This is a genomic window from Aequorivita viscosa (assembly GCF_900106795.1).
Taxonomy (GTDB): Bacteria; Bacteroidota; Bacteroidia; order Flavobacteriales; family Flavobacteriaceae; genus Aequorivita; species Aequorivita viscosa.
Map to the genome: position 1 here is coordinate 13060 of NZ_FNNS01000012.1, position 25999 is coordinate 39058.

General features: G+C 37.0%; 26 protein-coding genes and 1 tRNA gene. 14 read left to right on the forward strand and 13 right to left on the reverse strand.

Annotated elements, in window-relative coordinates; all coding sequences use genetic code 11:
- Positions 1-15: 15 nt before the first annotated feature.
- The 5 genes from BLW28_RS08445 to BLW28_RS08465 form a co-directional block, all read right to left on the reverse strand.
- A complete protein-coding gene (locus tag BLW28_RS08445) occupies positions 16-1353 on the reverse strand; it encodes an HTTM domain-containing protein (RefSeq protein ID WP_073217764.1) in 1338 nt (445 codons plus the stop codon).
- Positions 1346-2278 carry a bifunctional riboflavin kinase/FAD synthetase gene (locus tag BLW28_RS08450; RefSeq protein ID WP_073217767.1) on the reverse strand — a complete coding sequence of 311 codons (933 nt, stop codon included), beginning with the start codon at positions 2276-2278 and terminating at the stop codon, positions 1346-1348. The genes BLW28_RS08445 and BLW28_RS08450 overlap by 8 nt, the downstream gene beginning before the upstream one ends.
- Before the next feature lie 2 nt (positions 2279-2280).
- On the reverse strand, positions 2281-2913 hold the full coding sequence (gene pth, locus BLW28_RS08455) for an aminoacyl-tRNA hydrolase (RefSeq protein ID WP_073217772.1): 633 nt from the start codon (positions 2911-2913) through the stop codon (positions 2281-2283).
- 130 nt (positions 2914-3043) lie between these two features.
- Positions 3044-3664: a 50S ribosomal protein L25/general stress protein Ctc gene (locus tag BLW28_RS08460; protein WP_073217775.1), complete on the reverse strand. Its 621-nt coding sequence runs from the start codon at positions 3662-3664 to the stop codon at positions 3044-3046.
- A gap of 269 nt (positions 3665-3933) precedes the next feature.
- Complete coding sequence (locus BLW28_RS08465) at positions 3934-4872, reverse strand: ribose-phosphate pyrophosphokinase (protein ID WP_073217778.1); 939 nt, start codon at positions 4870-4872, stop codon at positions 3934-3936.
- A gap of 123 nt (positions 4873-4995) precedes the next feature.
- Between BLW28_RS08465 and BLW28_RS08470 the strand changes: the two genes are divergently transcribed.
- The 4 genes from BLW28_RS08470 to BLW28_RS08485 all read left to right on the forward strand — a co-directional run bounded on the left by BLW28_RS08470 (position 4996) and on the right by BLW28_RS08485 (position 7873).
- Positions 4996-5077, forward strand: a tRNA-Leu gene (locus tag BLW28_RS08470).
- A gap of 51 nt (positions 5078-5128) precedes the next feature.
- Positions 5129-5380, forward strand: coding sequence for a GIY-YIG nuclease family protein (locus BLW28_RS08475; RefSeq protein WP_073217783.1), 252 nt, complete (start codon positions 5129-5131; stop codon positions 5378-5380).
- Between the two features lie 433 nt (positions 5381-5813).
- Entirely contained in the window at positions 5814-6248 is a 435-nt protein-coding gene (locus BLW28_RS08480) for a deoxycytidylate deaminase (RefSeq protein ID WP_073217786.1), read from the forward strand.
- Entirely contained in the window at positions 6248-7873 is a 1626-nt protein-coding gene (locus BLW28_RS08485) for a S41 family peptidase (RefSeq protein ID WP_073217789.1), read from the forward strand. Before BLW28_RS08480 ends, BLW28_RS08485 begins: the two co-directional genes overlap by 1 nt.
- 5 nt (positions 7874-7878) lie before the next feature.
- On the opposite strand, the gene BLW28_RS08490 is transcribed toward BLW28_RS08485, so the two are convergent.
- Both BLW28_RS08490 and BLW28_RS08495 read right to left on the reverse strand, forming a co-directional pair.
- Positions 7879-8076, reverse strand: a complete 198-nt coding sequence (locus BLW28_RS08490; protein WP_073217792.1) for a hypothetical protein — start codon at positions 8074-8076, stop codon at positions 7879-7881.
- Positions 8077-8172: 96 nt separating this feature from the next.
- Entirely contained in the window at positions 8173-8754 is a 582-nt protein-coding gene (locus BLW28_RS08495; protein ID WP_073217794.1) for a MarC family protein, read from the reverse strand.
- 122 nt (positions 8755-8876) lie between these two features.
- On the opposite strand from BLW28_RS08495, the gene BLW28_RS08500 reads away from it, so the two are divergent.
- The 7 genes from BLW28_RS08500 to BLW28_RS08530 all read left to right on the forward strand — a co-directional run bounded on the left by BLW28_RS08500 (position 8877) and on the right by BLW28_RS08530 (position 14990).
- Complete coding sequence (locus tag BLW28_RS08500) at positions 8877-9440, forward strand: DUF3109 family protein (protein WP_073217797.1); 564 nt, start codon at positions 8877-8879, stop codon at positions 9438-9440.
- Positions 9441-9535: 95 nt separating this feature from the next.
- The gene (locus BLW28_RS08505; RefSeq protein ID WP_073217800.1) at positions 9536-10138 is read left to right on the forward strand and encodes a putative periplasmic lipoprotein; all 603 of its coding nucleotides are present in this window, start codon (positions 9536-9538) and stop codon (positions 10136-10138) included.
- 138 nt (positions 10139-10276) lie between these two features.
- On the forward strand, positions 10277-12058 hold the full coding sequence (locus BLW28_RS08510; RefSeq protein ID WP_073217802.1) for a tetratricopeptide repeat protein: 1782 nt from the start codon (positions 10277-10279) through the stop codon (positions 12056-12058).
- A 5-nt stretch (positions 12059-12063) separates the two neighbouring features.
- The gene (locus tag BLW28_RS08515; protein ID WP_073217805.1) at positions 12064-12405 is read left to right on the forward strand and encodes a DUF4286 family protein; all 342 of its coding nucleotides are present in this window, start codon (positions 12064-12066) and stop codon (positions 12403-12405) included.
- A 23-nt stretch (positions 12406-12428) separates the two neighbouring features.
- On the forward strand, positions 12429-13268 hold the full coding sequence (rsmA, locus tag BLW28_RS08520) for a 16S rRNA (adenine(1518)-N(6)/adenine(1519)-N(6))-dimethyltransferase RsmA (protein ID WP_073217807.1): 840 nt from the start codon (positions 12429-12431) through the stop codon (positions 13266-13268).
- Positions 13246-14598 (forward strand): magnesium transporter, encoded by a 1353-nt coding sequence (gene mgtE, locus BLW28_RS08525; RefSeq protein ID WP_073217810.1) that lies wholly within the window; start codon positions 13246-13248, stop codon positions 14596-14598. Before rsmA ends, mgtE begins: the two co-directional genes overlap by 23 nt.
- A complete protein-coding gene (locus tag BLW28_RS08530; protein WP_073217813.1) occupies positions 14595-14990 on the forward strand; it encodes an acyl-CoA thioesterase in 396 nt (131 codons plus the stop codon). Before mgtE ends, BLW28_RS08530 begins: the two co-directional genes overlap by 4 nt.
- A gap of 189 nt (positions 14991-15179) precedes the next feature.
- On the opposite strand, the gene BLW28_RS08535 is transcribed toward BLW28_RS08530, so the two are convergent.
- From BLW28_RS08535 to fbp, 3 genes are all read right to left on the reverse strand, one after another.
- Positions 15180-17423: an inorganic phosphate transporter gene (locus BLW28_RS08535; RefSeq protein ID WP_073217818.1), complete on the reverse strand. Its 2244-nt coding sequence runs from the start codon at positions 17421-17423 to the stop codon at positions 15180-15182.
- Positions 17424-17496: 73 nt separating this feature from the next.
- A complete protein-coding gene (locus tag BLW28_RS08540; RefSeq protein WP_073217820.1) occupies positions 17497-18711 on the reverse strand; it encodes an OprO/OprP family phosphate-selective porin in 1215 nt (404 codons plus the stop codon).
- Positions 18712-18949: 238 nt separating this feature from the next.
- Positions 18950-19957, reverse strand: coding sequence for a class 1 fructose-bisphosphatase (gene fbp, locus BLW28_RS08545; RefSeq protein WP_073217824.1), 1008 nt, complete (start codon positions 19955-19957; stop codon positions 18950-18952).
- Between the two features lie 333 nt (positions 19958-20290).
- Between fbp and BLW28_RS08550 the strand changes: the two genes are divergently transcribed.
- From BLW28_RS08550 to BLW28_RS08560, 3 genes are all read left to right on the forward strand, one after another.
- A complete protein-coding gene (locus BLW28_RS08550) occupies positions 20291-20770 on the forward strand; it encodes a GNAT family N-acetyltransferase (RefSeq protein WP_073217974.1) in 480 nt (159 codons plus the stop codon).
- A gap of 147 nt (positions 20771-20917) precedes the next feature.
- On the forward strand, positions 20918-22171 hold the full coding sequence (locus BLW28_RS08555) for an aspartate kinase (RefSeq protein ID WP_073217827.1): 1254 nt from the start codon (positions 20918-20920) through the stop codon (positions 22169-22171).
- 48 nt (positions 22172-22219) lie between these two features.
- Positions 22220-24058, forward strand: a complete 1839-nt coding sequence (locus BLW28_RS08560) for a GNAT family N-acyltransferase (RefSeq protein WP_073217830.1) — start codon at positions 22220-22222, stop codon at positions 24056-24058.
- A 174-nt stretch (positions 24059-24232) separates the two neighbouring features.
- Here the strand turns inward: BLW28_RS08560 and BLW28_RS08565 are convergent, their stop codons facing one another.
- The 3 genes from BLW28_RS08565 to BLW28_RS08575 all read right to left on the reverse strand — a co-directional run bounded on the left by BLW28_RS08565 (position 24233) and on the right by BLW28_RS08575 (position 25995).
- The gene (locus BLW28_RS08565) at positions 24233-24529 is read right to left on the reverse strand and encodes a TM2 domain-containing protein (RefSeq protein ID WP_394331658.1); all 297 of its coding nucleotides are present in this window, start codon (positions 24527-24529) and stop codon (positions 24233-24235) included.
- A gap of 93 nt (positions 24530-24622) precedes the next feature.
- The gene (locus tag BLW28_RS08570) at positions 24623-25561 is read right to left on the reverse strand and encodes a 2-hydroxyacid dehydrogenase (RefSeq protein ID WP_073217833.1); all 939 of its coding nucleotides are present in this window, start codon (positions 25559-25561) and stop codon (positions 24623-24625) included.
- Between the two features lie 11 nt (positions 25562-25572).
- The gene (locus BLW28_RS08575; RefSeq protein ID WP_092842560.1) at positions 25573-25995 is read right to left on the reverse strand and encodes a hypothetical protein; all 423 of its coding nucleotides are present in this window, start codon (positions 25993-25995) and stop codon (positions 25573-25575) included.
- Positions 25996-25999 lie beyond the last annotated feature (4 nt).

The window sequence follows — 25999 nt, forward strand, 5'->3', positions numbered from 1 at the left end:
ATTCGGATAGGAAAATTATTTTTTTATTGGTTTTGCTTTATAATCTTCAGGCGAAGGCAAAATCCATTCACTATGTTTAAAAGGGTGCCATTTTTGTGAAGCGATATCGATATTTGTGTCGGTAAAAGGATGATACGGCCCTCCGTTTATGCTTACCCAAGATTCCATATACACAGCAACATCGCTACCTTTTTCAGCTTCTATTTCTTTTATTTTCTGAGCCAATTGCCACATTAAGTCAGGTTTGGATTTTACGGAAGCCTTTTGTTTTCGACCTAGGATTTTCGTGTAATCATAAAATTTTCGTTCTCCGTTTTCTTTATCGGCAACATAGACGTTTAGCGTGCCACTTTTGGAACGCAGCATCATTCGCCAGCTCAATCTGTGGCCTTCTTCTGTCCAAAGTACATCATCTGTAAAAAACCAGTGGCGCAAAGGCAATCCTATTTGAAATATAAAATACACCGAAAGCAATGCGACCAGAATAGTATTATATTTCGGAACGACTATAGCATTGCCAGCATATAATTCCTTCTTCGGAAGAAAACGTTTTCTAAGAATTTCGGGTGAAAAGAAAAACAATGCAAACGCAATTGACATATAGGGGAAAATTCCTATTTGAAAAACAACCGAATTGAAAAGATGAAAAATTATTGAAAGTATAAAACCAAGAAAACGGGTGCGTTTCCATAACAGCAATGGAACGATTAATAAATCGAACAGGATTCCGGTATAAACCATCGTCCAGTGCACGAATTTAAGTTGTAATAAACCGCCTATTAACCAATAGTTTGCTTTGCCTTGCATGAATAGTGCAATTACCGAAGTGTCTAACCAATCTGGGTAGAATTTGGCAACGGAAGCATACGTGTAAACAATCCATACTTGAAGTATTAAAATCAACAATACCCAACGAGGCATCGACGGTGATTTTATTTCGGGATTAAACTTAGCGTCCAATGAAAACGATCTGTTTGCGGGTAAAAAAGCCATTATCCAGCAGAGCAACATCATTAAATAATAATGATTGTTATAGCTTGATTTTTGCATTAAATAAACACCTGTCCACAGTAAGGCATAGGCAATCATACTAAAGCGATATTTATAACCAAGCATCACGAAAATCCCGAAAATGCCCATCAACGCAAAATAATAATACATTAAATCGCCTTGTAGGTATTGTAGAAAATCGAATCCGATAAAATTGAATGTAAAGGGTGGTTCAACCAAGTTTCTTCGAACCCAGCCAGTGGCAAGAGCGCCAAAAGCTTCGATGGTGATAAGAAGACCAAAAACGGCCCTAAACAGGACAAGACCAATATTGTCGATCTGCCTGAAAAGAAATTTATCCACGGTCTTTTAAGTATTGAATGGCAAACTTTTCATCCTTGGCAATTTCTTGGCGCAAGGTTTCAATAGAGTCGAACGTTTCTTCTGCTCGAATAAATTTTAAAAATTCGATAGTGATTTCTTCTCCATACAAATCTTTAGTAAACTCGAGAAAATGAGTTTCGATGGTTTTTTCGACGCCTCCCACCGTGGGGTTTGTCCCAATACTCGTAATTCCGAAAACCTTTTCATTGTTCAAAACTGATTGTACAATGTAAACGCCATTTTTTGGAACGAGCTTGTATGTTTCTTTTAATTTTAAATTGGCAGTTGGATAATTTATTGTTCTTCCAATTGCTTTTCCACGCACTACGTTGCCAGTGACCATAAAATTGTATCCTAAATAGCTGTTGGCTGTTTCAATATCGCCGGCATCCAATGCTTTTCGTATTTTGGTAGAGCTTATTGCTACATCATCAATTTCCTTGGCTGAAATTTCTTCAATTTCAAATCCGTAAGTGCGTCCAAATTCTTTTAGGTTTTCAATATTGGCAGTTCTATTTCTTCCAAAACGATGGTCGTAACCAATGATAATTTTCTTCGCATTTAAGCTGTTTACGAGAATATCGCGTACATATTCTAAGGCAGTTAAACGAGAAAAAGCGTGCGTAAAAGGATGAATAACCAATTGATCTAGGCCGGTTTCTTGAAGTAATTGGGTGCGTTCCTCAATCGTGTTTATAAGCTTTAAGTCCATGTCCTGCTGTAGCACCATTCTAGGATGTGGAAAAAAAGTGAGTACTACGGAATCTAAATCTTCCTTTTTTGCAGTTTCTACCAATCGTTTTAAAATAGATTTATGCCCAATGTGAACTCCATCAAAAGTGCCAATGGTAACAACGCTTTTACGGTTGTTTTTATATGCGGAGGCAGAGGAATATTTCTTCAAAATTATTTTCCGTTAAAAGTATTCATTGTAATATTTATTCCTGCAAGCGCAAAAGATTCTATTAGCTCACAGCTTTTTTCCAAACGTTCTGGCAGGGCGTTCTCTTCTTCTGCTTCCCATTCGCCCAACACATAATCTACTTGTCGCCCTTTACTAAAAGCATCGCTTATTCCGAAGCGAAAACGATTGTAATTGGTGGTCTGAAGCGTATTTTGAATGTCTTTTAGTCCGTTATGACCGCCATCACTTCCTTTGGTTTTAACACGAATAGTTCCAAACGCTAAATTTAGATCGTCGGTAATAACCAAGATGTTCTCTAACGGTATTTTCTCTTTCTCCATCCAGTATTTCAGCGCCTTTCCGCTCAGGTTCATAAAGGTACTTGGTTTTAGAAAGATAAGCGTTCTTCCTTTAACTTTATGTGTAGATATATCGCCCAATTTTGCTGTTTCCCAAGAAAGAGAGTTTTTGCTCGCATAAAAATCGACCACTTTAAAACCGATGTTGTGCCTAGTGTTTTCATATTTAGGGCCAATATTACCCAAACCTACGATAAGAAATTTTTTCATTGGATCTTCTTCTGTACTAATTTGTTCAGCTTTTGCAAAAAACAATTTCTTTAAAAATGATAGCATATACTTTTTAATCCATAGTTTTTAAACCTGAGGTTTTGCGCTTAAAACCTGAAACTTAATAAAGTTGTAAAAATAAAAAAAGCACCCTGATTTAACAGGATGCCTTCTACTAATATTTGTATAGATAATACTATGCTTCAGCAGCTGCTTCTCCTGCGTCTTCAGTAGCTTCTCCCTCTTCATCTTCGTCATCAACGTCTGCAACAGCGGTACGTGATGTTCTAACTTGACAGATAACTGTGTTTTCTGGGTGCATGATCTTGTACTTGTCTGTTTCAATTGACTTAGTGTACATTTTAGCACCAATTTTCATTTCGGTAATGTCTGCCTCAATAAAATCTGGAAGGTTTTCTGGTAAAGCTTTTACGCGAAGGTTACGTGTAACAATACGTAAAGTACCGCCATTACGTACACCACGAGAGTTTCCTGTAGTACGGACTGGAATTTCCATAGTTACTTCTTTATCATCAAAAATTTGGTAAAAGTCGATGTGAAGAATACGATCTGTAACTGGGTGAAATTGTATATCCTGAAGAATGGCATTTACTTTAGTGCCACCCAAATCAACCACAACCGTGTGTACGTCTGGAGTGTAAACCAAGTTTTTAAATGCAATTTCTTCTGCTGAAAAACTAATTGGTTCTTTTCCTCCGTAAACTACGCAAGGAACCATTCCAGCATTACGTAGGGCTTTTGTTGCCTTTTTGCCCACGCTTTCTCTTTTTGATCCTTTAATTGTAATCGATTTCATTTGTAAAAGTTATTAATTATTAAGTTGTTGAGTTAATTAAAACCCAATTTTTTAAGGTTGGCAAAGATATGGTTTATTTTGAATTTACGATTTAGAATTTAAAATTATTTGCTATGAATCGAAAATGATAACCAACTAATCTCCATAAAATAGTTTTCGCTATTTATATTAGAAATACATTCAATGAGGGTCCGTTATTTAACGAATAAAAGGCAACTGAGTGATTCCGACAAAATGAATTAGTGCGTTTTATCGGAATCGTTCCGAAGCTACATTAAAAATTTACCGCTAATAGATTTGTTTGCGTTTACACTCAACATAACATCTGCAAAAAGCTTAGCACAAGTTATTACTCTAATTTTATCATTCGGCTTTGTTGGGATAGAATCTGAAACAATCAATTCTAATAACTGCGATTTTTCTATTCGCTCGTAAGCATTTCCTGAAAGTAATGGGTGCGTACAAACTGCACGAACACTTAAGGCTCCGCGCTCCATCATTAAGTCGGCTGCGGTAGTAAGCGTTCCAGCAGTATCTACCATATCATCAACTAGTACTACATTTTTTCCTTTTACATCTCCAATTAGTTCCATATGCGAGATAACATTCGCTTTTTCACGCTGCTTATAACATATAACCACATCGCTATTCAAGAATTTGGAATAGGCATACGCACGTTTTGAACCTCCCATATCTGGTGATGCAATGGTGAGGTTTTCAAGATTTAGACTCCGTAGGTATGGCAGGAAAATGGTTGATGCGAAAAGGTGATCTACTGGTTTTTCGAAGAATCCTTGAATTTGATCTGCGTGCAAATCCATAGTAATAATTCGAGTAGCACCTGCGGCTTCAAGCATTTTTGCAACTAGTTTTGCCGCAATCGGTACTCTTGGTTTGTCTTTTCTGTCTTGGCGTGCCCAGCCAAAATAGGGTAGCACGGCAGTGATATGTCTAGCTGAAGATCTTTTCGCAGCATCAATCATAAGCAAAAGCTCCATTAGGTGGTCGCTGTTTGGGAAAGTAGATCCTATCAGAAATACGCGGCTTCCACGCACCGACTCTTCAAAAGACGGCTGGAATTCGCCATCGGAGTAGTGAGAAGTTATGACTTTTCCTAATGGAATTCCAAAGGCTTCGGCGATATCTTTTCCAAGGGCTTCACTTTGTTTACAGGCAAAAATCTTAGGTTCGGGGGCAAGAGTTGGCATAATTGTAGGTTTTGATGGATACGTCGCAAAGGTAAAGATTAATGGTTAGTCATCTTAAAAAAAATACGCAACAAAATTTTTCGAGATATTCTAAAATATTTACTTATTTTTGCAACCCCAATTGCTCGAGTGGCGGAATTGGTAGACGCGTTGGATTCAAAATCCAATGTCGCAAGACGTGCGGGTTCGATTCCCGCCTCGAGTACGAAATCCCTTTACGACTTATCTCGTTCAGGGATTTTTTTTATATTTAATTATGTTTTTTGTTTATGCCATTTCAAGTTTGTCCAAAAACTATATTTATGTCGGAATGACCGATGATATTGACCGTCGTTTGAAACAGCATAACGGAGGCTATGAAAGAACTACAAAGCCGTATTGCCCATATATATTACTTTATTCCGAAGTTGCGGGCAATAGGGTTGATGCAAGATTGCGCGAGAAGTATTGGAAATCAGGAACTGGGAAAAGACAACTTCGAAAAATGAGGGATTCCTTAAATAAGTAGCGTTGGGTTCAAGATCCAATGTCGCAAGACGTGCGGGCCTGCCTGTCGTGCCTTCGGCAGGCAGGCCTGCCTGCCGAAGGCACGCAGGCAGGTTCGATTCCCGCCTCGAGTACTGATAAAAAAACGCATTTATTTGATTCACAAATAGATGCGTTTTTATTTTGGTAAATTGTACCTACATAGTACCGACTTTAGATTAATTTCAATTGTTTTCCTAGTTCAAAAGAGGTTTTTTAACCATAAATATTCAATCTGTCTCCAACTAATAAACCTCATAAACTCATTTAGCAATAAGTTAGTAAGGTTTTTTTGGTAGTGGCGTAAGTTCACATTAATTTCGCTTTCTAGTTTATAGCTGGAAATACCTGTTAACTATTTGTAACTCAATAGAGGTAAATTTGGATTCCGTGCTACTATTTTTGAATATTTACAGATGAAACATAGTAAACAACACACCTACGACATAGCCTACTTACGAATGGCAAAGGAATGGAGCAAACTTTCCTATTGCAAACGCAGACAGGTTGGCGCGCTTATTGTTAAGGACAAAATGATTATAAGCGATGGCTATAACGGCACTCCCACTGGCTTTGAAAATATTTGTGAAGATGATGAAGGGTTTACAAAATGGTATGTATTACACGCAGAGGCCAATGCTATTTTAAAAGTAGCCTCCTCTACCCAAGCTTGTCGAGGTGCTACGCTTTATATTACCATGTCGCCTTGTAAAGAATGCAGTAAATTGATTCATCAAGCGGGAATTACAAGACTAGTTTATAAAGATGAATATAAAGATAATGCCGGTATCGCATTTTTAGAAAAAGCAGGGGTGAAAATTGAACACATTCCTGATTTGGATTCAGAATAATGAAAGAAAACACCTCAAAATCACGTAACAACCTTAAAAAGTACTTGCCTTTATGGGTTGGACTGGCGCTCGCCTCTGGTGTTTTAATCGGTTCTAAACTGAATTTTAACGATACTACTAAAAAAATATTCGCAACCAATTCAAAAAAGGACAAGCTCAATAGGCTTATCGATTATATCGATTATGAATACGTTGATGAGGTTAACACAGACAGTATTGTTGATGTTACCGTAAACGCAATTCTCGAGAACCTCGATCCGCATTCGGTTTACATTCCGAAAAAGGAATATGCTCATAGCGCCGACGATATGCGTGGGGCTTTTATTGGTATTGGGGTTAGCTTTTATATTTATAAAGATAGTATTGCTGTAATTCGACCAATAACTGGCGGACCTGCTTATAATGCAGGAATTAAAGCCGGCGACCGAATTATCTATGCCGATGGTAAAAAGCTATTCGGAGAATTGATAGAACGCGACAGCATTACTAATTATTTAAAGGGTTCTATAAATAGTAAAGTTGCTTTAGAAATTTACAGGCCTAGCCAAAACGAAAAATTGAATATAAGCCTGCGAAGAAAAGAAGTGCCGTTAATAAGTGTAGATGCTTCGTATAAACTAACCGACGACTTAGGCTATATTAAGTTAAACCGATTTTCCGAAACTACTTTCAACGAATTCAAAATAGCCTTGGATAAATTGAAAGATGAAGGTATTACCAAATTGGTATTAGATCTTCGCAATAATCCAGGAGGCTACATTTCAACGGCCGAAAGGGTGGTAGATGAGTTTTTGGGGAATAAAAAACTGGTGTTAATCACTAAGAATAAAAGTGGCGAAATAAACAAAACTTACGCCACTCGCCGTGGAGATTTTGAACACGGAAAACTATATGTCCTTATCAACGAAAATTCGGCTTCGGCTAGTGAAATTGTCGCGGGTGCACTTCAGGATAACGACAAAGGAACCATTATTGGCAGAAGGTCTTTCGGAAAAGGTTTGGTGCAGCGGGAAATGTCGCTAGGCGATGGAAGTGCCGTTAGATTAACCATCGCCCGATACTACACGCCTACCGGTAGATCTATTCAAAAACCTTACGGACAAGGGAACGAATCGTATTATAGCGATTATGAAAAACGGTACCGAAATGGAGAACTGCTCCATGCCGACAGTATTAAGGTAGCAGATTCTTTACGCTATGTTACTCCAAAAGGAAAAGTAGTGTACGGTGGTGGTGGTATTATTCCGGATGTGTTTATTCCAAAGGATACGAGCATGGAAAATGAAACCATCCAATACGTTTCAAGAAGTGGGTTTTTAAGCTATTTTATTTTTGAATATCTCGAAAAAAATCGAACTATTTTTAGCGGAATGAATTTTGAGGATTTCAGAACCAAGTTTGAAGTAGATGATAAATTATCGAATGAATTTCTTGAATATGCCAAATTTGATCAAGCTCATATAGATCTTTCAGGGTATACCGAAGAGTTGAAAAGAACCATAAAAGCAAATATAGCCCAACAGCTTTATGGCCCTAACGAATATGAAATTATTCTAAACGAGAAAGACCCTATGATCTTAAAAGTTCTAGAGTTAGAAGGTAAAGGGCATTTGGATGAAAAATAGAGCTTCTATTTTTTCAATTTTGCAGCTATCTTTTGTGAAATCAAAAAAATAGAGAGTACCAAAATTGCACACAAGCCAGAAAGAACCCCGAAAAGCGCAATAGAGCTATCTCCTACAAATAAGTTGCCAAAATCCAGTTTGGTGGCATTATAAACAATTATACCTACTGAGGCAGCAATCAAAAAGTAAATAAAAATCTTCATGGTATTATTTTTTATTTCGATGATTTTGAAAGTATATAGGCGAAGTTGAAAAATTACAGCACCACCTATATACTTTTAAGATTCAAATATTTAAAACTAATTAAAAAGTCCTTGAATATTTGAAGTAAATAGCTTTACAGCAATCGCCAACAAAATTACACCAAATATTTTCTTTATTATAGCAATTCCATTTGTTCCCAAAAATCTTTGTAGTCTTCCAGAGGTTTTCAGTACCGCATAAATTATTATAATGTTCACTACAATAGCAACAATGATGTTTTCAAGAGCGTATTCTGCTCTAAGCGATATTAAGGTTGTTAAGCTTCCAGGGCCGGCTAAAAGAGGGAAAACCAACGGAAAGTAAGATGCCATATTTGGGTTTTCGTCGCCTTCTTTAAAAAGGGTAACTCCTAAAATCATTTCCAACGCGATAAAAAACAGGATTAACGCACCTGCTACAGCAAATTCGCTTACATCAATACCAATTAATTTCAAGATTTTTTCTCCAAGAATTAAGAAAACAATCATTACAATCATGGCAATAATAGAAGCTTTTCCAGAATGTATTTTTCCAGCTTTTTCACGAAGACCTATAATGATGGGAATTCCGCCAATAATATCAATTACTGCAAAAAGTACCATTGTGGCTGTGGCTATTTCTTTAAAATTAAAATTCATCTCGATTTTTTTTTTGAGGGCGCAAAAGTAGAAATTATTATCTGAACTAATTGATTTATTAGTAGTTAATAAATGTATAATTTTCCATTAGCTAGATTCAGGAAACAATTTATCTTTGCGGCATGTTTCAGCTTGGAAAAACAATAGTATCAGAAGATATAATCGAAAAGGATTTTGTGTGCAATCTCAGCGCATGCAAAGGTGCCTGTTGTATCGAAGGAGAAGCGGGAGCACCTGTTACTCCTGAAGAAATAGATATTTTAAAAGAAATCTATCCAAAAGTAAAACCCTTTCTTCGCCCCGAGGGTGTCGCTTCAATTGAAAAACAAGGCACACATATAGAATCTGACCTTGGCGAATTTGAAACACCGTTGGTAGAAGGCAAGGAGTGTGCTTATGTTACTTTTTCTGAAAACGGAACAGCCGGTTGTGGAATAGAAGATGCCTATAATGCAGGCAAAATCGATTTTCAAAAACCTGTCTCGTGTCATTTATATCCTGTTCGCGTTCAGGAATATAGTGAGTTTGCAGCAGTAAACTATCATCGCTGGCCTATTTGCGACGATGCTTGTACTTTAGGAAAAGAACTACAAGTTCCTGTTTACAAATTTGTAAAAACTGCCCTTATTAGAAAATTTGGCGAAAACTGGTATGCCGAGTTGGAGAAAGTAGCTTCTCAAATGTAATTTTCCATAATCACTTTTATAACTTATATTTAGTTAACCTGATTTTGAGTATATTAGTATTCAAAATTAAATCAACGAACTAAAATTTTAAGATTATGAAAAAGTATTTATTCTTATTACTTTTCTGCGCTTCATTGGTAGCCTGTAAAGACAATCCAGTGAGTAAAAAAATTCAGGAAACACAAGAAACGGTTTCCAACACCTCCAATGCCGTTAATGAAATAAATAAAATGCAGGACGACATCAAGGATTTAGCTGAAGTAACACCACTTACCAATGCAGAATTAAAAGAGTGGTTGCCAGATGAAGTTGAAGGTATGAAACGTATAAGCTATAAGGCAGGCGAAGTGGGAATGATGGGCATTTCTTCAATTGAAGCTACCTATGCCAACGAAGACAAATCAAAAAAGTTTCATGTAAAACTAATTGATGGTGCAGGCCAAATGGGAGCTACCTTAACCGCGTCTATGCGAATGATGCTGAGTCAGGATTTTGAAGAGGAAGATGAATATGAAATTCGAAAAACCGAAACCAAAAATGGCAAAAAGGTAATTTTAGAATACCGCAAAGACAATAGTGAAAGCAAAATTCAATTTATGGAAAAAAACCGTTTTTATATCGAAACGGAAGGAGAAAATATGAGTCTCGACGATACTTGGGACGTTATAGACGATTTAAATTTGGACAATTTGGGCTAACCCCAATATTGTTTTACTTTGCAAGTTTTAATATAAAAGGGATTGGCTTTATGCTGGCCCTTTTTTTGATAAGGTTCGATTTTTGATAAATAATTCCAGAACCCCATAGCAATCGGGGCATTTCCTTATATTTACACCATGCGCATTTTTTGTACTATATTCTTACTGTTAACCTTTGTTTCTGGATTTTCCCAGAGCAGTGCTTTAGCAAAAAATTATTTTGAACAAGGCGAGTTTGAAAAAGCACTTCTTGTTTACGAAAAGCTTAGTGTACAGCAACCAAACCGAATCGATTATTTCATAGGCTTAGTTAAAAGTCACCAACAGCTCGAAAATTTTTCAGAAGCAGAACAGTTACTGAAACAAAAATTAAGCAATGCACGCAACTACCCGCAACTTTTCGTAGAGCTAGGTTATAACTATTCGCTTCAGAACAAAACTGAATTAGCTGTCGAGAGTTATAACAAAGCAATTGAGGCGGTCGAAAGCAATCCAAACTTTGGCTACACTATTGGAAACACATTCGAAAAATACAGTTTGCTAGATGAAGCAATCGCTGCTTATAAAAAAGCAATGGAACTTAATGAAAGAGTGGATTACAGTATGCAGTTGGCACAAATTTATGGCGAACAGGGCAATCTGGAAAAAATGTTCGAGAGTTACCTGGATATCATAGAAAAGAACAAAGGTTTTAGAAGTACAGCCCAACGTTATTTCAGTCTTTATATTACAGAAGATCCATTAAACGAGGCTAATTCGGTGCTTAGAAGAACGCTTTTAAAGCGCTCCCAACAAAATCCAGAAACGCTATATAACGAATTACTTAGCTGGCTTTTTATTCAGCAAAAAGAATATAAAAAAGCATTTACGCAAGAAAAAGCAATTTATAAACGAGTAGACGAAGATCTTAGCAGTATTGTCGATTTAGCCTACATAGCCATCGGCGACAAGGATTACGAAAACGGAAGGGAAATAATAAATTTCGTAATCGAAAATTCGTTTACCCCACAAAACAGGTTGCAGGCATATCAAATTCTAATGAAAATGGAAGTCGAAACTGCAACTCCCGAAAAATACGCTGCAGTAGAAAACAAATTTGAAGCACTGTTAGATGAATTTGGAAGGGGTAAAGACACCTATTTGCTTCAAATAGATTACAACCATTTTTTGGCGTTTAAAAACAATAAGAAAGAAGTTGCAATCGAAAATTTAAAGGCGTTGACAAAACAGGCATTAACCAGCTATCAAGAGGCTCGGGTAAAAATGGAACTCGCCGATATTTTGGTTTTTGACGAAAAATTTAATGCTGCTTTAATCTATTATTCACAAATTCAAAACAAGGTGCAAAACGATGTGCTTGCGCAAGAAGCACGATTTAAAGTGGCTCGAACCAGCTATTTTAAAGGAGATTTTGAATGGACACAAGTTCAACTCGATGTCTTGAAAAAATCAACTTCACAGTTAATAGCCAACGACGCTATGGAATTGAGTTTAATGATCAGGGATAACTCGTTGGAAGATTCTACTCAAACGGCTTTAAAAAAATATGCACGTGCCGATTTATTGGCGTTTCAAGAACGAAATACAGAAGCAATCGCGGTGCTCGATGAAGTGTTGGTAGATCATAAAGGTGAATCTATCGAAGATGAAGCATTGTTAAAACAAGGAGAACTTTTTGAAAAGACAGGTGCTTATATAAAGGCGATCGAAAACTATCTAAAAATCATAGAATTTTACAAAGACGATATCTTGGCAGACGACGCCCACTACCGATTGGCTCAAATTTATGAAACTAAATTAGATGAGCCAGACAAAGCTAAATATCAATACGAACAAATAATATTTAATCACGCCGATAGTATTTATTTTGTCGAAGCCCGCAAAAGGTTTAGAATGCTACGAGGCGATGCCATAAATTAAAAAATATGTACATATACAACGTAACAATAAACGTAGAACAGGTAATTCACGACCGCTGGTTACAGTGGATGATTTCTGAACACATTCCCGCCATGCTCGCTACTGGAAAATTCAGTAAAGCGCTCATGACACGTGTGGTTGTAGAAGAAGAAATGGGCGGTACAACATATTCCGTTCAATATACGACCGATAGTAAAGAAACGCTTCAGAAATATTATGACGAAAATGCGGAAGAACTTCGTGGCCATAGCAAGGCTTTTGAAGGAAAATTTATAGCTTTTAGAACAGAACTAGAAGTTATAGGGGAAGCTCATAATGAACTTTTCAAAAACAACCAAAAATCATAAAGTTTGTAGCGCTTAAAAGAAACATGGCAAAAAACATCCAAAAGAGTAATAAAACATATTCCAAACCAAATCAAGGAGAAGTGCGCGCCAAAAAACACCTTGGCCAACATTTCCTTAAAGATGAGGTGATTGCTGAAAGAATTGGCGATACCCTAACGCTCGAAGGATATAAAAACGTATTGGAAATAGGTCCCGGAATGGGCGTGCTGACCAAATATCTAATTGAAAAGGATGTTGCTGTAATTGCCATGGATCTCGATTCAGAATCTATTGACTACTTAAAAGAAAACTATCCCAACAAAAACCTGGAAATTCTTGAAGGTGATTTTTTGAAGTTTGATATCACACAACTTTTTGGTGACGAACAATTCGCAATAACCGGTAACTTTCCGTACAATATTTCCACTCAAATCGTTTTCAAAATGTTGGAATGGAAAGATCGAATTCCGGAGTTTACCGGGATGTTTCAAAAAGAAGTGGCGCAGCGAATCTGTGAAAAGGAGGGAAGTAAAGCCTATGGAATTCTTTCGGTGCTGACTCAAGCGTTTTATGATGCCGAATACCTGTTCACGGTTCCGCCCTCAGTTTTTAATCCGCCACCAAAAGTAGATAGTGGCGTGTTGCGGTTAACAAGAAAGAAAGATTATTCAATCCCGTGTGATGAAAAATTCTTTTATAGAGTGGTAAAAACCGCTTTTCAACAACGCAGAAAAACACTTCGGAACAGTCTAAAATCCTTTGATCTTTCCGATAGAATAAAAGAAGATATTATCTTTGGCCAACGTCCTGAACAACTTTCGGTTTCAGAATTTATTGCGCTCACCCAAAAACTAGAAAACGATGCGATTTCAACTGACAGATGAATTTATAGAGAAGGTTGAAAAACTTATTGCAGATGATAATGGCGAGGCTTTAGAGGCGCTTTTAAAAGAATATCACTTTGCCGATATCGCCGAGCTCCTAGAAGAACTCGACACTGATGAGGCTACATATATCGTAAAACTTCTCGATAGTGAAGTAACCAGCGAAATTCTTATCGAACTCGATGACGATCTGCGGGAAAGTATTTTAGACAACCTTACACCATCCGAAATTGCCGATGAGCTTGATGAAATGGATACCGATGACGCGGCCGATATTATCGCCGAACTCGATGACGATATCCAGAAACAAGTTATCGGACATATTGAGGACACCACCCACGCCGCCGATATTGTTGATCTTTTGCGCTATGACGAAGATACTGCAGGTGGATTAATGGCGAAGGAGCTGGTGAGCGTAAAAGAATCGTGGACTGTGGCAGGTTGTGTTCGGGAAATGCGTAGACAAGCCGAAAACGTTACGCGCGTTCACTCCATTTATGTTACCGATAAAGAGGGAAGATTAAAGGGAAGGCTATCATTAAAAGATTTACTTACTGCCCACCAAAGAGCCCATATTAGCGAGGTGTATATTCCAAAAGTAGATTATGTAACTGTTCATACAGAAGCCAACGAAGTGGCTCGTATTATGCAGAAATATGATCTTGAAGCAATTCCCGTAGTCGATGACGAAGGCATTTTAGTAGGGAGAATTACCATTGATGATATTCTAGATTACGTAAAAGAAGAAGCTGAACGTGATTATCAAATGGCAGCAGGTATTAGCCAAGACGTTGAAGCAAGTGATGGCCTTTTTAAACAAACCAAAGCACGTTTGCCTTGGTTAATGATTGGAATGATGGGCGGCCTGGGTGCAGCAACAATTATATCCAACTTTGAGGTTATTCTCAGCACCTATCCCAAACTACTTATTTTTGTGCCTTTAATTCAGGCAACGGCTGGAAACGTCGGGGTTCAATCTAGCGCCATAATTGTTCAAGGATTGGCAAACGATTCGTTGAAAGGGCATTTATTTGCACGAATAGTACGAGAAACTACGGTTGCATTGGTCAACGGAATTTCAATCGCTATTATCGTGCTGTTTATTAGTCATTTTATTTTCTATACAAGTTACCTGGAGTCATTAAGTATCGGGGTGGCATTGATTACAGTTATTATACTTGCTGCAATTGTTGGAAACCTTATTCCTATTTTTCTACATAGAAGAGGAATTGATCCGGCTGTAGCAACGGGTCCGTTTATTACTACAAGTAATGATGTTTTTGGAATTTTCACCTACTTCCTCATCGCTAAACTAATTTTAGGATTTTGAATTCGAAAGTATTTACTCACCGATTTACAGTTCCTACTTCCGCAATAGATGTGCTAAACCACGTTAATAACGTTATCTATTTGCAATGGTGTCTTGAAGCTGCCGAAGCCCACTGGAAATTTAAAACCGATGCCAAGTTGCGCGAGAAATACGTTTGGGTCGTGCTCAATCACAATATTTCATATAAAAACGCTTCTTTTTTGGGTGAAGAACTCGAAGTGCAAACCTGGATCGACTCGCATAAAGGTGTCCGAAGTGAGCGACACTATCGCATAGTTCGAATTTCAGATGGCAAAACAATTATTGAAGCACAAACGCTATGGTGTTTATTAGACGGAGAAACACGCCGCCCAGTTATAATCCCAGAGCATGTCGCCAATCTTTTCCTTTAAAAACATCACTTTATATTAGTGCTTTCCATCGTTAGCGAACTACCTCATGGCTTCGTAAGTGGGGTTTGCACGAAACTTGACAACTACCAAACTTCAAAAGAAAAAGCTAGAAATACCGAAGTAAATCTAGCTTTAACTTAATTTGAGACTAACGAAGTTTCCAAGTTGTCTACTCAGTCTCTCAACTGATTAAGCTTTTTTGTAGCTTGAATAATATTCTTGCATCAAGTTCATTAATGCCGAAACCAAATCTTTTGTTTCTAACAACAAACTGAAATACAAAGTTGTGTTCTTAGGACTTGATTCTTCTGTACGTGTGCGCGCTACTTGCTTTTCGATTTTTAGCGAAAGGCTATTGAATATTTCATCTTTATTATCCAATATTTTACCTATTCTTTCAAATTCATTCTTGTTAAAGATGTCTTCAATTTCATTTAAAAGCTCTTCTAAGTGTCGATCTATTTCTTGTAAATCTTTTATTTGATTAAATCGGAGTGCCTTATGATTATTATTAACGTGCTTGTAACTCGTCTTCGATATAAACTCTAATGATTGAACCACATCTGTTAAGTATCCTAAAATAATAATATAAAAGTTACTTCCCCGAACACTGGTTTCATCAAGGTTTTTAATGAAATAGAAAATATTATCTCGCAATTCTTCTACTTCATCATTCAACTTCTTCACACCTTTCTTGCTTTTCTTAAGCTTTTTAGTGTCTTGTTTTGCAAGTCCGCGAAGCATATCGGTATAAATCTTGTTCGAGCGGGAAACCACGTTGCCAATATTCTCGGCACTCTCATGAATAATACCTTGAACGGTTTTGCTTTCCGTTTTCTTAAGGCCTCCACTATTTAATTTAAGCTTCACTTTATTTTTATGCGAAATGTAATTTCTAACTAATAAAAGAACAGCTAGTAATAACAATACAGCAATCATTGCTCCTCTTCCAATATAGATTAAATAAGTAAGTGTTCCGGCGGCAGTAAATGCGACAAATGCAGTAAAAAACCAGCCTCCTATTACTTTAAGCACTCCCGCAACGCGATAAACAGCACTTTCCCGTCCCCAAGCTCTGTCGGCCAGAGATGTACCCATTGCCACCATAAAGGTTACGTAAGTAGTAGAAAGCGGCAGTTTCATAGATGTTGCTGTAGCAATTAATATTCCCGCTACCACAAGGTTTATCGAAGCTCGAATCATATCAAAAGCTGGTAGCTCGTATGCCTTGTGCTTCGGAAGATCGATAACCGGTTTTTCAAAACGACTGTCTATTTTCTTCTGAAGCGATGCCGGTACAATTTTGTTTAAACCTAGTGCCATTTGAGTACTAGCTTTAACCAAAGCTCTAGAGAAAACATTCGGATTAAATTTTTCGTGACCTTCGCCTTGACGCGCTAAATCAATTTCAGTATCGGAAACAGTTCGTGCTTTTTTAGAAAACCACAGTGTAAGCACCATAATTGCTCCTGCAGCAAATAGTAAAAAAGGTTCTGCCGGCACAGCGTTTTCAAGACTCGACATGCTGTATTCTGAAGCAGCAACTCCAGAGGCAGTCCAATCTATATAACTGTGGTAGGCCGCCATTGGCACCCCAATAAAGTTTACTAAATCGTTTCCAGCAAATGCTAGAGCAAGACTAAAACTACCCACGGCAATAACGATAATCAAAATGCTCTTTTTGAAAATCATCATGAATAACTGCGAGAAAATTGTCCAGATTATAAAACTAATTGAAATAATTACTACGGTATTAGTTTCGACTAGACCTTTAAAACTTCCGTAAAAAGGAGTTCCTTTTAAACCTTTCATGAAGATGAAATAGCTAATTGCCGTCAATGCCAGACCTCCAAAAATGGCACCGAAATACTTCATCTTTTTTTCAATGTGAAAAGTGAAAATAAGGCGCGAAATATATTGTACTATGGCTCCGATGGTAAAGGCGATGACAATGGACAAGACAATTCCCACTATAATTTCAACCGCTTTTTCTGTGTTAATGTATTTAGTAAGCGATGAGATTGTTTCGGCGTCATTATTTCCAATTTTTATAAGTGCCATAATTACGGCTGCACCTAAAAGTTCAAAAACAATAGAAACCGTAGTAGATGTAGGCAGTCCGATGGTATTGAAAAAATCTAACAGCAAGATATCGGTTATCATTACTGCCATAAATATGATCATGATTTCGTCGAAATAGAATTCGCTTGGAACAAAAATTCCTTTTCGGGCTACTTCCATCATACCGCTTGAAAAGACAGCCCCGATGAAAATCCCTAAACTTGCTATGATCAAAATTCCTTTAAACGGAATTGCTTTCGACCCAATTGCGGAGTTAAGAAAATTAACTGCATCGTTGCTAACTCCAACAACTAAATCTGCAATTGCAAGCCCAACAAGGGCAACTATCATTAATAAGTATATGTTCTCCATTTTGATTGAACGATTATCCGGCAAAAGTGCCAATTAATTTAGAACGGTATGTTATCTAAACATTAAGTATTCACTAAAAATCTATTTGAAATCTAGCTTGTATGCCGTCTAGATTTCCTTTGTTTTCAATATCTGTTCTTGTATAATTTAACATCAAGCGCGTTACTGGGTTGAGGTACCAATTAATTCCTAACGCAAATTCCGATTGAGCTTCAACAATAAATAGTTCATCGCCCAAATCTGTTTTAGAATATCTTAAAGCCAGTTCTAGTGCTCCAGGGCCTTTTTGTGCGCCTCCAAAATTATTTTTCGGTTTAATTCGTCCAAAACCGTCGTACGAACTGCGATAATTTCTGCTTTCTCCCGTTATAAAATAACTCAGTTCGCCATAATAACTTGAAAAGTTGTACTGATAATCAACAGCGTTTACCGAAGCTGTTAAATACTCTGCTTGAATCGAAAAAGGTCCGTAGATATAGGCTGTTTCAAAGTTTGCTAAACTTATGTCATTTACAAACTCAATTGTTCCAGTGGTTAGATATTTTTCCGCCAAATTAGAATTTGGTTTAACAGATACTTTATATTCCTTACTATCTGGTTTTCTAAAGCTATAGGCAGCTCCAATATGTAACAGTTGTTTTGTAGCGTTATCTCTAATTGGAATTCCCGTTACTCTTCCTGTAAGTACGTATCCGTCGTTTGCCAAAGCATCATTGCTATTGTTGTTTGCATTTCGAAAAGCACCCATTTGAAAAGAAAGTTGCTTATCTAAAAAATCATTAAGCACCATGGCGCCATTATTTCTGGACTGAGTAAAATAACTGTTTGGGCCTCGTTCCATGAACGTTACGTATTTACCGCTGGTAAGCACCGAAAGACGAAATGGTTCTTTAAAATGACCTAGTTGAATATTTCCAATCACCGGAATATCGCTAATGCCAATGAAAGCATCTTTAAGCGAAACCTCATCTCCTGCAAAATCAACTTGAAATTTAAAATATGTGTTGTGATAAATATCTCCAGAAAAAAACAAACGAGCCCTTCTAATCTCAGTGCCACTCTTGCTTACCAAAGGTCCAAAATTTTCGGTAAGTTCAGTGTCTTGCTGAAAATAACCGTGATCTATAATTAAAGAACCTCCAAATTTTAACGAAAAAATTGAATCTCGACTTTCAAGCTTAAAGCCGTTGTCCCACTTAAAATTGAAAGGATTGGCAGCATCTTCTTGCGAATAAACACTTGTACTAAAAATAACAGTAATGAAGAAAAGCAGTTTCCATCGGGTCATAACAATACTTAATATTGATTATTGTGATGCAAATAACTGAAAATTTTGCGATTACAGAGGTGCTCTGATAGAAAAATTGAAGACAAAATCTATAAATAAGCCTATTAATCGAACCTTATTTTCAACGTGGATATAATGCTCAAAAATGAATTTAAGTTATTGTAAATAAAATCCGAAAGCAATATAATTCGTGAAATTACAGCAAGCAATCGGCAAGAAACTATTTATATGAAACGATTTACTTAGCATTCCGCATAAATTCCTCTGCTTTTTCTACCATAGATGTATTTCCGCAGAAAAATGGAACCCGTTGGTGAAGTGTAGTAGGCTGTATTTCCATAACTCGTTCAAAACCGTTACTAGCCTTACCGCCCGCTTGTTCAGCAATCATTGCTATCGGGTTGCATTCGTATAAAAGGCGTAGTTTACCTTCAGGACTTTTAGAAGTGCTTGGATAGATATAAATCCCGCCTTTTATCATGTTTCTATGAAAATCGGAAACTAATGAGCCAATATAGCGCGAAGTATATGGGCGATCCTCAGCTTCTTCTTGGCAGTATTTTATATAGTCCTTCACTCCTTGTGGAAAACGTACATAATTACCTTCGTTTACTGAATATATGCAACCATTTTCGGGAAAACACATATTTGGATGTGATAGATAATAGGTTCCAATGGCTGGATTTAATGTAAACCCATTAACGCCGTGCCCAGTTGTATAAACGATCATTGTTGAGGTTCCGTAAACAATATATCCCGCAGCTACTTGATTTACGCCGGGTTGTAAAAAATCTTCAATTGTAACGGGCGATCCCGATGGCGTAATTCTTCTATAAACAGAAAAAATAGTACCTACAGAAACATTCACATCAATATTTGAAGACCCATCTAGAGGGTCAATCAAGACCACATATTTGTTGTCATTCTTTTCGTTTCTGCCTTTTATAGTAATAAAATCATCTTCCTCCTCACTGGCAATTCCACAAACTATTTCGCGATTGGTAAGTGTATTAATAAACACTTCATTTGCAAAAACATCGAGCTTTTGTTGGTCTTCTCCCTGAATATTCTGGTCGCCTGCAGCACCTATTATGTCTACTAACCCGGCCTTGTTTACTTTGTGATTCACAACTTTTGCTGCAAGTCGAATGGAGTTAATAAGTCTAGAAAGTTCGCCAGAGGAATATTTGAATTCACTTTGGTTTTCAATGATGAACTCGCCGAGAGATTGATTAATTTTTGCCATAATAGAAGGTGTCCTGAATTTTTCGCAAATATCGTGAATTTTAAGAAATTGAACCGATATTTGTAACCAATTGTTGAAATGAAATGAAATCGAAATCGAAGATGAAGATGAAAATGAAACAATTGGTTAAAATCAAAGCCGCCAAGAAAATCCCTTTGCGCCTTTGCGACTTTGCGAGAGGAAAACAATAAAACTTGAAATCGAATCCGTGGGGTTTCACGCAAAGTCGCAAATCCGTCAAGAAGACCCCTTTGCGATTTTGCGCCTTTGCGAGAGAAAAACCCCTTTGCGAGAGAAAAAATTTATAAAATCGAAAACCAATCATATATTAAAATGCTGATTAGAGAAGCTAATAATGAAGACATGCCACAGGTTTTGGAGCTGATAAAAGAGCTTGCTGTTTTTGAAAACGAACCTCATGCAGTTGAAATAACTGTGGAAACTTTAGAAAAAGAAGGTTTTGGTGAAACTCCGCTTTTTACTTGTTTTGTCGCACAAATACAGGACGAAATTGTTGGCGCAGCATTGGTCTATTTTCGTTTTTCTACTTGGAAAGGCCGAATGTTGCATTTAGAAGATTTAATAGTAAAAGAATCGGAGCGAGGTAAAGGAATAGGCGAAGCTCTTTATAATAAAGTAATGCAATACGCCTATGATAGAGGCCTAAAACGAGTAGCTTGGGATGTATTGGATTGGAATCAAGGAGCAATTAGGTTTTATGAACGCAGTGGTGCAAAACTAATGACAGATTGGCGCGTGGTGCATATGGACGAAAGTGGATTGCAGAATTATATTAAGCGGAAAGATAGTTGAGCAAAAACATTGCAATAAGTTCGTTTTTGTATTGAAGAAAAAGAATTTAAGCTTTTTTCTGTATTTTAATTAGTCACTTACATTTAACAAAAACACATTGATTTGTGAATTAGTGATGAAAAATCAATCCGCGGTAAATATTTAAGAATGAAGATTTTCAAATTTGGTGGGGCATCTACAAGAGATGCCAAGAATATAAAAAATGTGCTTTCTGTTATCAATCAGACTGCAGAAAAGGATTTAGTGATTGTTATTTCGGCAATGGGAAAAATGACCAATGCGCTGGAAATAGTAGTAAATTATTATTTTGAGTCAGGTAAAGTCGACACTTCCTTAACTTCTGTTTACGACTTTCACCTTAACATTGTAAAAGAACTTTTTCCCGATAATTCGCATTCAATTTATTCAGAATTGGAAGCTATTTTCGATAAGATACGTAGTTTTTTAAATAGCAACAAATCACGGAATCATGCCTTTGTTTACGATCAAGTAGTTTCTTATGGCGAAATGATTTCTTCCAAAATTCTTTCTAATTATTTTTCAGATTGTAACCTTCAAAATACTTGGCTCGATGCCCGACAATGTATTAAAACGGACGATAATTTTCGCGATGCAAAAGTAGATTGGGAAATAACACAACAGAAAATTTCAGAAAAAGTAAGTACAACGGGTATCACTATTACGCAAGGTTTTTTAGGAGCAGATACCACGAATAATTTTACAACAACGCTGGGTCGGGAAGGAAGTGACTATACTGCTGCAATTTTCGCATATTGCCTAAACGCCGAAAGCGTTACTATTTGGAAGGATGTGCCAGGGGTTCTAAATGCCGATCCGAGATATTTTGCACAAACACAATTACTTTCCAAAATTTCGTATCGGGAAGCAATAGAATTGGCATTTTACGGAGCCTCGGTCATTCACCCAAAAACATTGCAACCGTTGCAAAGAAAAGAGATTCCGTTATATGTAAAATCGTTTCTCTCACCATTAGATAGCGGTACTTGCGTGGGGAAAGGCGTAACATTGGAACCTCAAGTTTCGTGTTTTATCCTAAAAAAAGACTTGGTCTTGATTTCCCTTTCGTCCTTAGATTTCAGTTTTATGATGGAAGATAACATTGGCGACGCTTTTAAATGGCTTCATGAGTATAAAATGAAAGTAGAACTCATTCAAAACTCAGCCATCAGTTTTTCAGTCTGTGTGAGCGATAAATTCGGTAATTTGAATGCTTTGTTAGAAAAACTTCGAGAAAAATTTAGCGTAAAATGGAATGAAAATGTTGCTCTTTATACCATTCGCCATTTTAATCCAACTGAAATAAAGACACTTCGGGAAGATAAACAAGTACTCCTAAAGCAAGAAACTCAAGAAACGGTACAGCTAGTAATTAAGGAATAGAGTCGAATGGTTTCCTTATATTTGTTGAAATAAACAACCTCCAATTTTATGGGATTAGTCAATGCAAAAGAAGTTGCAAAAGCTATTAGTTTAGACAAATTTGGCTTTATGGGCACGTTCGTTGGCTGGTCTTTGATGCAGGTACTAAACATTAGTGCCCTCAACAAAATCTACGATAAACATAAGCATTTAACCAATCTAGACTTTATAAATGCACTTCTGGATGAATTTGAAATTAACTTTGAAATTCCCGAAGAAGATTTACGTCGGATTCCAAAAAACGGAGCATTTGTTACCATTTCAAATCACCCATTAGGTGGTATTGATGGTATTTTACTACTGAAACTTCTGCTAGAACAGCGTTCTGATTATAAAATAATAGCAAATTTTTTACTGCATCGCATCGAACCATTGAAACCTTATGTAATGCCTGTAAATCCTTTCGAGGATAGAAAAGATGTAAAATCAAGCACAGTTGGTATTAAATCTGCATTAAAGCATTTACAAGACGGACACCCTTTGGGAATTTTCCCTGCTGGCGAAGTTTCTACACATCGCGAAGGTAGACTTCTGGTAGATCGCCCGTGGGAAGAAGGTGCAATGAAACTTGTTAAAAAAGCGCAAGTGCCTATTGTTCCAATATATTTTCATGCTAAAAACAGTAAAATGTTTTATCGCATGGCGAGTGTAAGCGATACGATGCGTACAGCCAAACTCCCGTCTGAACTTTTGACGCAAAAAGATAGATTGATAAAAGTGCGTATTGGCAATCCTATTTCGGTTGAAGACCAAAACGAACACAAATCCCTCCTTGGTTTCACCCAATTTATTCGTAGGAAAACATATATGCTTTCTAACGCTTTCGAGCGAAAAAAGTTGCTTGATAATATTCCTAAAACACTAAAATTTCCGAAGCCGCCAAAGAAAATTGCTGGACCGATTTCAGTCGATAAGATGATGGCCGAAGTTGAAAAGCTACGACAAGAGGATAAGCGACTTCTTACTAGTAAAAATTATGAGGTGTTTTTAGCCAAGGCGCAATCTATACCTTATGTGTTACAAGAAATAGGGAGATTGCGGGAAATCACCTTTCGCGAAGTGGGCGAAGGAACCAACAATAGCACCGATTTAGATAAATTTGATAGTTACTATCACCACATGTTTTTATGGGACAATGAGGCGCAGAAAATAGCCGGGGCTTATAGAATGGGGCTAGGTTCTGAGATTTTCCCCAGATATGGCATAAACGGGTTCTATTTACAAGATCTATTTCGTTTTGAGCCTGAATTATATGAAATGATGAGCGAATCCATTGAAATGGGAAGGGCGTTTATCATTAAAGAATATCAACAACGCCCAATGCCATTGTTTTTACTTTGGAAGGGAATTGTGCATACCACACTTAGGTTTCCCGAACATCGCTATTTGATTGGAGGGGTGAGCATAAGCAACAAGTTTTCGGAGTTTTCTAAAGGCTTGATGATAGAATTCATGAAGTCGAATTATTACGATCCGTATGTGGCACAATTTATCAAGCCTAAAAAGGAATATAAAGTCAAACTAAAAGATGCTGACAAAGACTTTATTTTTGATGCAAGCGAGGCAGATCTGAATAAGTTTGATAAAATAATCGATGAAGTGGAGCCAGGTAGTCTGCGTATTCCTGTGCTTATTAAAAAGTACATTAAGCAAAATGCGAAAGTGATTGCTTTTAATGTAGATCCACTATTCAATAATGCGATAGATGGGTTAATGTATATTCGTATTGCCGATTTACCCGAAAGTACGGTAAAACCCGTAATGGAAGAGTTTCAGGCAGAATTGGAAAAGAAATATTCCGACCAGAATATGGAAAATGACTCCATAACAACGGAAAAAGAAGATTAATATGCGTTTATGAAGCGAATGGTGTAGAAGCCTAAGAGGTTTCTATAAAGGCCTTCTGAATGTCAATTCCAAGTGTAGTCGAAAATTATCAGATTCTAATATACCATTAAATCACAACTCAGCTTAAAGTAACAAACCCAATTGGTGTTGGTTTCTTATAAAGCGTCAATTAAATTAAAACCATCCCTTTTTACCTACCTGATACGTTTGGTAAAACTCTTCGTCGCTTTTTGTTAGATAAATTATTCCTTCAATTAAGCCAATAACACTTCCCATTCCGCAAGTAACCATTGAAATTATAATTTGAATTACGCCTTCTTTAGTGTAACCAAGAACAAATTTGTGAACTCCTAAACTTCCTAAAACAATGGCCAAAACGCCAGCCAAAACTTTTTTGTTTTCTTGGTTGTAAGGCATTTGGTTCCACTCTTCTTTAAATTCATTGGTAGGATTATTTCTTTGGTATTCCATGTTTTAGTTGATTTTTTTTGTTTGACTAAAGTAAAAAAAAGTGAAATAAACTTTATCATAAAGCTGTTAAAGTAGTTTGTAAAAATTTGGGTGCTAGTTAAAGTTATGGATAATCTTTTCAGCAATTGTGCGAGCCAAACCAATTTTGCTCTCCACCGTCCATCCTGCAACATGGGGGCTTAGAAGCACATTGTCCATTTCAAAAAGTTCTTTTAGAGCTTGTGGAAAATTGTCTGAATCGAATAATGTTTCGAATGAAGATTTTTCGTATTCCAAAACATCTAGGCCTGCTCCAAGGATTTTTCCAGACTTCAATGCTTCAACTAAATCTGAAGTTACTACGCTTTTGCCGCGCGCAGTATTAATTAACCAAAATGGTTTTGAGAATGAATTGATAAAGTCAGTGTTTATCATTTTGTCTGTCAATGGCGTCCAAGGGGTGTGTAGGCTGAGGACATCGGCTTGTTGTTGTAGTTCTTTTAATGATACTTGTTTGGCGTTTTCATTGCCTACATTGTCTTTAAGGTCGTAACAAAGCACATTGCAATCGAAACCTCGTAGCTTTTTTGCGAAAGCATTTCCCATGTTTCCATACCCTATTATACCGACAGTTTTTCCGTCGAGCTCGGTTCCGCGGTTGGCTTCCCGATTCCATTGTCCTTGTTTTACTTCACGATCGGCTTTGTTTAGCTTGTTAAACAAGGATAGTAACATGCCTAAAGTTTGTTCTCCTACGGCATTTCTATTGCCTTCAGGCGCAGCGATTAACGCTATTCCAAGTTCTTCGGCATATTCGGTGTCAATACTTTCAAGTCCTGCACCAACTCTCGCTATAAACTTTAAATTTTTACCTGCATCCAAAAATTGGCGATCTATATTAAATCGACTTCGGATTACAATTCCGTCATATTCAGAAATTATTTCTTCAATTTCAGCTTTGGACGCTTTGTAATTTTCTTCATTCTTGAATCCTGCTTCCCGAAGCATTTGGATCAATAGTGGATGATTGCTGTCTAAGTGAAGGACTTTCATAATCAGAAAAATTAATTCCGAAGGTTTGGATTGGACTGTGGATAGGCGATTCGCTCTTTTTCGGAAAGGTTTATTATTTTAAAATAATTTGTCTTGTCGTTAAACAAATAGCTTACAACGGCTTCGTTTTCTTGTAATTCAAACGGAAAATTTTGAGAGGGTGTGTTCTGTGCTTCTTTCATTGGGTCGATATCCATAATGATATTACTTCTAGTATTACTATCGAACTCGGCGAAATAGTCATAGCCGCTGTTTGAAGCTTTTTGTACTTTTTGAATTTGATTTTGAAAATAAATTTCCTTTAAAGCCACTTCAGGTCCAATCGATTTAAAAACAAGATGCACCTTAGTGCCAGCGCCACCTTCTTTAGTGCCAGCTACCCATTTTTGAAAATAGGCTTCTTTAATTGTAAAGGGAGGGTTTGCTTCAAACATAATA